This window comes from Leeuwenhoekiella sp. NPDC079379 (assembly GCF_044542075.1).
Taxonomy (GTDB): Bacteria; Bacteroidota; Bacteroidia; order Flavobacteriales; family Flavobacteriaceae; genus Leeuwenhoekiella.
The window spans coordinates 1-6,214 of record NZ_JBITTU010000014.1; the positions used below are offsets into that span (position 1 = coordinate 1).

The following is a 6,214-nucleotide window of genomic DNA, read 5'->3' on the forward strand; positions in this document are numbered from 1 at the left end:
TGCGTTCCAATTTCCAAGAATTCCACAATTAGTATTTTCGTCAGTCGTGATAAGTTTCTTGACTAACTTTTCTAATTTTTTAGTTGTATGTATTTTAGTTCGTCTCAAATGGTGTACAACGGTCTTGTGTATGAAACGTAGCGTATAAAAAGACGCTAACTTTTCGGATTTAGCACGAGCCGAATTTTTAATTTTTATGTTTAATTTTCTTTTATAAATATAACCAAATTAAAAATTTGGCGTACTTTGTAAATATACAAAAACCTCTCGGAAAGCCTATAATAGCTATGTTTTATACACGTTGTTGTAAGTAGTGCTTTTTTTTCCGCAAACTTGCTAGCGTTGGCAGAAGACATACTCTTTTGCAATTTTTGGCGTAGCGTTGGCTGTAGCGAATTGCGAATGTGTATGGCTTTGAGCGTTGGCTTTGTTCAATTCCTAATTCTATTTATTCCCTTTTGCTCGGTTATGAGTTTTACATAACATTTCGCAATTTTTCGTGTCCGTTTTTCCACCTTTACTCCAAGCTTCTACGTGGTCAGCATCCATTTCCTTAATAGTGTAAATTTTTGTTTTATTTGCATTATTCCCTAATGCACAAAGAGGACAATTCGATTGACTTTTCTCTACTGCTTTTTTAGTTTGTATTGTATAAACTGCTTTTTTTGTGGCTTCATCAAAAACTCTTACTTCTAATAGTCTAGTGTCCTTTGAGCCACCAAGTATGTATTCAAAAATTCCTTTGCGTTTTTTTAAATATGGGTCGCCATAAAGTAATTTAACTTCGTCAGATACTGTTTTTGGGTTGTATGGTGTTTTGTGATAAGTTTCGTAAAGTCTTCCCCATTCAAGTCCGCACATTTCACTTTCTACGTCAATAAACACACTTGAAACCCAATCAATTACACTATTAAAATAATTTTTTAATTCGATTATGTTTGTGTCATATCTATGTTTGCTCATATAACCAACAATATTTCCTTTACTTACCCAATCTAAAGCACGTTCCATAAAAGCTTGACGATTAGCACTTCCATTAATATAAGCACTCCATTTTTGAATGTTTGCATTTTGACTGTTGCTAAATTCTTCTTTAGCTAGAGTAACAAAAGGACCAGAAAAAACAGCGTTATTAACTTCTTGTTCATTAAGTGGAACACCAGCTATATTAATTGTTCTAAACCATTCTTTTATTTCGCTTTCTTCTCCTTCACACTCAAATATTAACATTGGTGTTTCCAGAATTTTCTGTTGTTGGTCTTTAGCAATACCACTAAAATACTGTTGCATTCCGTTATCGTCAACAATTGCAAATTTGCCTGTTACAAATCTGCCAAAACTTGTAATTCTTTGTTGGCCATCAAGAACCTCAAAATTGTTATCACTTACTTTGTTAAAATAAATTAGACCTAGAGGATAACCCTTTAAAATTGATTTAATAACAGCAACATCTTTTTTTCCATCAGCATAAATATAATTTCGTTGATATTCTGGTTGAATGGTTAGTTTACCTGAAAGACCAAAAAGTCCTTTTGCCTCAAGTTCGTTGTAAATAAAACCATCACAGATGTCTTTTATTGTTATGTCTGTTTTAAGAGTTGTCACCATTTATTTTATATGTGTTTTATTAGTATTCTGGCGTAAACGATTAAAAGTTTACCATCAGAATTATCTGCTGTATAATATCTTCCATCAGGTTTTTCTTCGTATTTAATAGTTGCTCGTGTATTTGCTTTACTACCATTTACAATAGTTCCATCAGGATTGTGTTGTTTTGCATTTATGTATCTTTTTGAAGGCGTGCATTCAAATTCGTCTCTTCCAGATGTCAATCCAACAATTTTAAATTGTTCAGGTGAATATTTATCTAAAAAACTGATTGGAACTCCCATAACGCCATCATAGTCGCTTGGAATTGCATTTGTAAAAGGAACTTCTATCGCATCATAATTATCATAACGGTCGTAAGATTCTTTGCCTTCAAGCTTTTTGTTGAAGCGTAAATTGTCTGCCATTGTCATAAGTGGAATAGGTTGGTGACGTCTTCCGTGGTCAATATTAGTAATCCACATTGATGAAACATTTTTTAAATTGATGCCATCAATTACCTTATCTACATCATCCAAATTTTTAGTTTCAAACCACATTCCACCAGACCATTCAGTTCTACCTGACCACAATTTATTTTCTTTGATTAATGGAAAAACTTCTTTGTAAGTAACACAATTTTTATTGCCTACAAATACAAAAGATTTATCTGCTTCTACAACCCAAGCTAAAAAATCACGAAATAATGAAAACGGTGGATTTGTTATAATTATATCAGCTTCGTCTCGCAATTTTTTTATCTCGTTACTTTTAAAATCGCCACTTCCTTTTAAATATTCCCAATCAAGGTCTTCAACATCTATTTTTCCATCTCCAGTTTTGTCGTGAGATAATGTAAAAATTTTACCATTTGTTATGGTTTTGGTTTCGTCAAATTTTGGATGGTTAGTTTCAAAAAGAGTTGGTTGGTAATTACTTGCATTGTTTTTACTTTCGGGCGCAAAACTTGTACTGATTAATTTTTTAAGACCGAAACGCTCAAAATTCTGTGCAAAATATTTAGTGAAATTGCTCCATTCTGGGTCATCACAAGGAAGAAGTATTGTTTTGTCCTTAAATACATTTGGATTGTATTCAATGTAGGCGTTTATTTCTATCTCTATGTCGTGGTATTGAGTATAAAATTCGTCATTTTTCGCATTTTTTGCTTTAGATAGATTTTTATTCGCCATATTTTATTTCGGATGTTTTTAATGTCTAAAGTTAATATCATTTTGAGCGTTGGCAAGAAACAGCTCTTTTATTTTTTTTGAGCGTTGACTTTTCGCGTTGGCAAAAAAATAAATGTGCTGTTTGAGCGTTGGCTTTTTTAGTTCAAATGTTCAATTTCAGCACGATTTCCGCATTACTTACAACGTTGATGTATAAGACTAGTGGCGTGTTTAAGCACCTAATTTAGCAAATAAACACCGGATAGAAAATCCGCAAGGATTTTCGTAAGTAGGCGAGAACTAGCCATTAATTTTATACGGTGTTGTAACCCGTTTTTATTCTTTTTTCAACTTTAAATTGTATCCATTCATGAACAACTTTTTATTTTCTTCAGATACTTTTAATAGCAGAACGTTTGTATTATTTTTGTCAGTATAATAAGTGATTTTAATATCTGAATTAAATACTAAATCTGAATTTTCGAACTTTTTTTCAAATCCATTTTCCCATTTCCCCATTAAAATATTTTCTCCGCTAGAATTGATTAGTTGAATTTTTGCAATGGAATCATTTAAGAGTTGTATTGATTTAATTTTAGAAACTTTGTCATTAATTTCTTGGTTCCATTTCCCTATTAGTTCGGTATTAGTAAAATTTATTTCATTATTTTTTTCTGATTTATTTTTTGCACAAAATGTAAAAAGTAGAGATACCATTATTGCAAATAGGATGGTTTTTAGAGTTTTCATAAATTTAATTTTCGTTTTTTATATGTAGGTCGATTCGTTTTTTAAATGGGTTACAACGTTTAGTATAACCGCAGTTACGGGTTAATAAGCGTTAATTTTCGGTTTAGCACAGACTTTAGCAATTCCGAGTGGATTCGGACGTAGTCGAATCCGCCGTAATTGCGGTTATACATTGTTACCTGCTGGCTTTTATTCTTCATCTCTTATTTTTCGCAAAGCATTCAATTCCGATTGCAAATCAGATTGTGCGATTTTCATATTATCAGCACGCATTTTTTCAAGAATCTTTTCTCTTTCCTTTTCCATCATATTTTCTTCATACAATTCGGGTGAAGGTGGAATCGGATTTACAATTGGATTTTCAAAACTCCTACTTATTCCGCACATATTTAGTTGTAAAAATCCGTCTTCCATATGTCCGTAAATAATCCACTTTCCAGTCTCCGAAATATAAGGCGAGCAATATTTCCAATTTTTTCCAGTATAAACAGTTCCGATTTTATCTCCTCCATCCAGAGATTCGGTAACTTTTACTTTATAAGTCAAATCGAATTCGTTTACCTCAATTACCTCTCCAATAAAAATGCATTCCGAATTTTCAATTTCCAATTTTTGCCATTCCGAAAGTTTTTTAATCGCACAAGTACAGGCAATTACTTTAAAAGAAGTAAGTAGTAAAATTATTGCCAAATATTTTTTCATAGTTCCGGTTTTCAGCTTGCAGGTAACGTGTTATATCAAAACTAAATATACTCATAACACAGCAAATTTTACGGGACAACAGTAATTTAAACTTGATTATATAAATATATACTTTTGTGATATTAATAGTTTACAGAAACCTGTAAACCCACTATAAATGTATAGACATTTTAGAATTCAAACTCTCGGTTGTATTAGGATTTATTAATTAATCTGTATAGCTGTTTTAGGTCGGGATATAGCGTATAGCATCCCCTAGGCAACCCCCACTCAAAGCCTAGGATAGTGTATGAAGAGTGTATGAAATTTTATTGAACTATTCTTTAATCTCAGAAAAAAAATCAGACAATTTTACTTGACGGGCATCACAAATCCTTTTTAGTGTTTCGACAGGTATACGATATTCCTTTTTGTCAAGAATTCTTCTTACAATTTTCTCATCAATATTATGATTAAGTGCAAAGTCTCGATTTGATTTGGCATCTTTAATCCATTTGGAAATGGCATTACTTATGAGAAAATTGATATTCATACTGAACAAAGGAAGAATATCAAAGAAAATTTAATGCGGAAGATCTTCCGCATTGTAAGAAAAAATATTATATTTGATTCATATTTATATATTTGCGAAACTTCTTAGCATAAAATATTAGAAGCATTCGCTTTGAATCTCGCTATCAAAAACTGGTAATTTTTATGCAACGAGAGGATAAGCAGGGATGCTCACGACCCGGGCGTGGGCTCTCACTTATTGTTGCGTGGTATACCAGTGCCCTGATAGCATAAGTTGAGACCTGCGCCTTTTTGTATTGGGCCTGTTCCTCCACTATCAGAGCTCTTGTTTCTTTTCCTATAAAATTTCGCACCCCTTTTACCCCCTAAATTATATAGGCCATAGTGGCCGGCATCCCGTATGGGCTGTTAGTATTAACTTTTAATGCAGCATCGCTTATGTAAAATGCAACGTGTTTACGGGTACACGTTACTTCGTGCTAATCACCCGTGGGTTATGGATTGTTTCCCTACGAGGCAGCCAGTAGTTGGGTGGGGGTTGTCCTTGTAGTACAAGTGGCACGGGCTTTTACCATGTTCGGTTTAAGCACACCGGTGAATTAGCCTAAAAAAAGCTGCAGACCGCAAGGTCTGTGAAAAAGAGAAAAGAGGCTTTTAAAAAGCCGCATTAAGCAAAAAAGCCTTCCCTCAAAGATTGGCGTCCAGCGGGGAAGGCGTGAGCTTAAATAAAACGATTGTTTTACTTATTAATACGACGAAGTTATGAAAAATAAAGCTACGCGCCTTACGGGGGCTGCGTGGATACTTGTGGGCTTATTTTGGGCTACAGGAAATCTACTTTGGGCAGCATTGCCCCAACAACTCGTATCCGGTAGGGTTACCGATACGAATGACAACCCCATTCCCGGGGTTAGTATCACCTTAACGAACAGCAGCAGGGGTACACAAACCGATTTGCAAGGGGCATTTAGCCTGAATGCACAAGCGACGGATACCTTACGTATTGCCTACCTCGGATTTAAACCACTACGTATTCCGGTGGGAACGCAGGCGAATTTTAATATTGTATTGGAGCAGGACATCACCGATCTGGGTGAAGTCACCATCAATGCGGGGTATTACAATACTACCCGCCGCGAGCAAACGGGCAGCATTGCCCGGGTAACGGCAGAAGAACTGGAGCGCCAGCCGGTAACCAATGTGTTAACGGCTTTGCAGGGGCGGATGGCAGGAGTCTCTGTGGTGCAGCGCAGTGGGGTGCCGGGTAATGCGCCCAGCGTACAAATACGGGGGCAAAATAGTTTGCGCAGTGGTTTTGCCAATTCGGGTAACCTGCCCCTGTATATCATAGATGGGGTGCCTATAGACAGTGCTCCGCTTAACAGCTTTAGCGGACTTACCAGTCCGACTCTTGCCGGGATTGACCCTTTAAATTCCCTGAACCCTGCAAACATAGCCAGTATTGAAATCTTAAAAGATGCTGATGCTAC

Annotated in this window: 5 protein-coding genes; 1 reads left to right on the forward strand and 4 read right to left on the reverse strand. The window is 35.3% G+C overall.

Going from position 1 to position 6,214, the window contains the following annotated elements; translation table 11 throughout:
• Nucleotides 1-444: 444 nt before the first annotated feature.
• The 4 genes from ACIGAM_RS17285 to ACIGAM_RS17300 form a co-directional block, all read right to left on the reverse strand.
• Nucleotides 445-1,608, reverse strand: coding sequence for an HNH endonuclease family protein (locus ACIGAM_RS17285; RefSeq protein ID WP_396512729.1), 1,164 nt, complete (start codon nucleotides 1,606-1,608; stop codon nucleotides 445-447).
• A 5-nt stretch (nucleotides 1,609-1,613) separates the two neighbouring features.
• Entirely contained in the window at nucleotides 1,614-2,780 is a 1,167-nt protein-coding gene (locus ACIGAM_RS17290) for an adenine-specific methyltransferase EcoRI family protein (RefSeq protein ID WP_396512730.1), read from the reverse strand.
• A gap of 315 nt (nucleotides 2,781-3,095) precedes the next feature.
• Nucleotides 3,096-3,509 carry a hypothetical protein gene (locus ACIGAM_RS17295; protein WP_396512731.1) on the reverse strand — a complete coding sequence of 138 codons (414 nt, stop codon included), beginning with the start codon at nucleotides 3,507-3,509 and terminating at the stop codon, nucleotides 3,096-3,098.
• A gap of 189 nt (nucleotides 3,510-3,698) precedes the next feature.
• Nucleotides 3,699-4,211: a hypothetical protein gene (locus tag ACIGAM_RS17300; protein WP_396512732.1), complete on the reverse strand. Its 513-nt coding sequence runs from the start codon at nucleotides 4,209-4,211 to the stop codon at nucleotides 3,699-3,701.
• A 1,275-nt stretch (nucleotides 4,212-5,486) separates the two neighbouring features.
• On the opposite strand from ACIGAM_RS17300, the gene ACIGAM_RS17305 reads away from it, so the two are divergent.
• Nucleotides 5,487-6,214 (forward strand): TonB-dependent receptor plug domain-containing protein (locus ACIGAM_RS17305; RefSeq protein WP_396512733.1); only part of this gene is annotated, 728 nt, incomplete at its 3' end.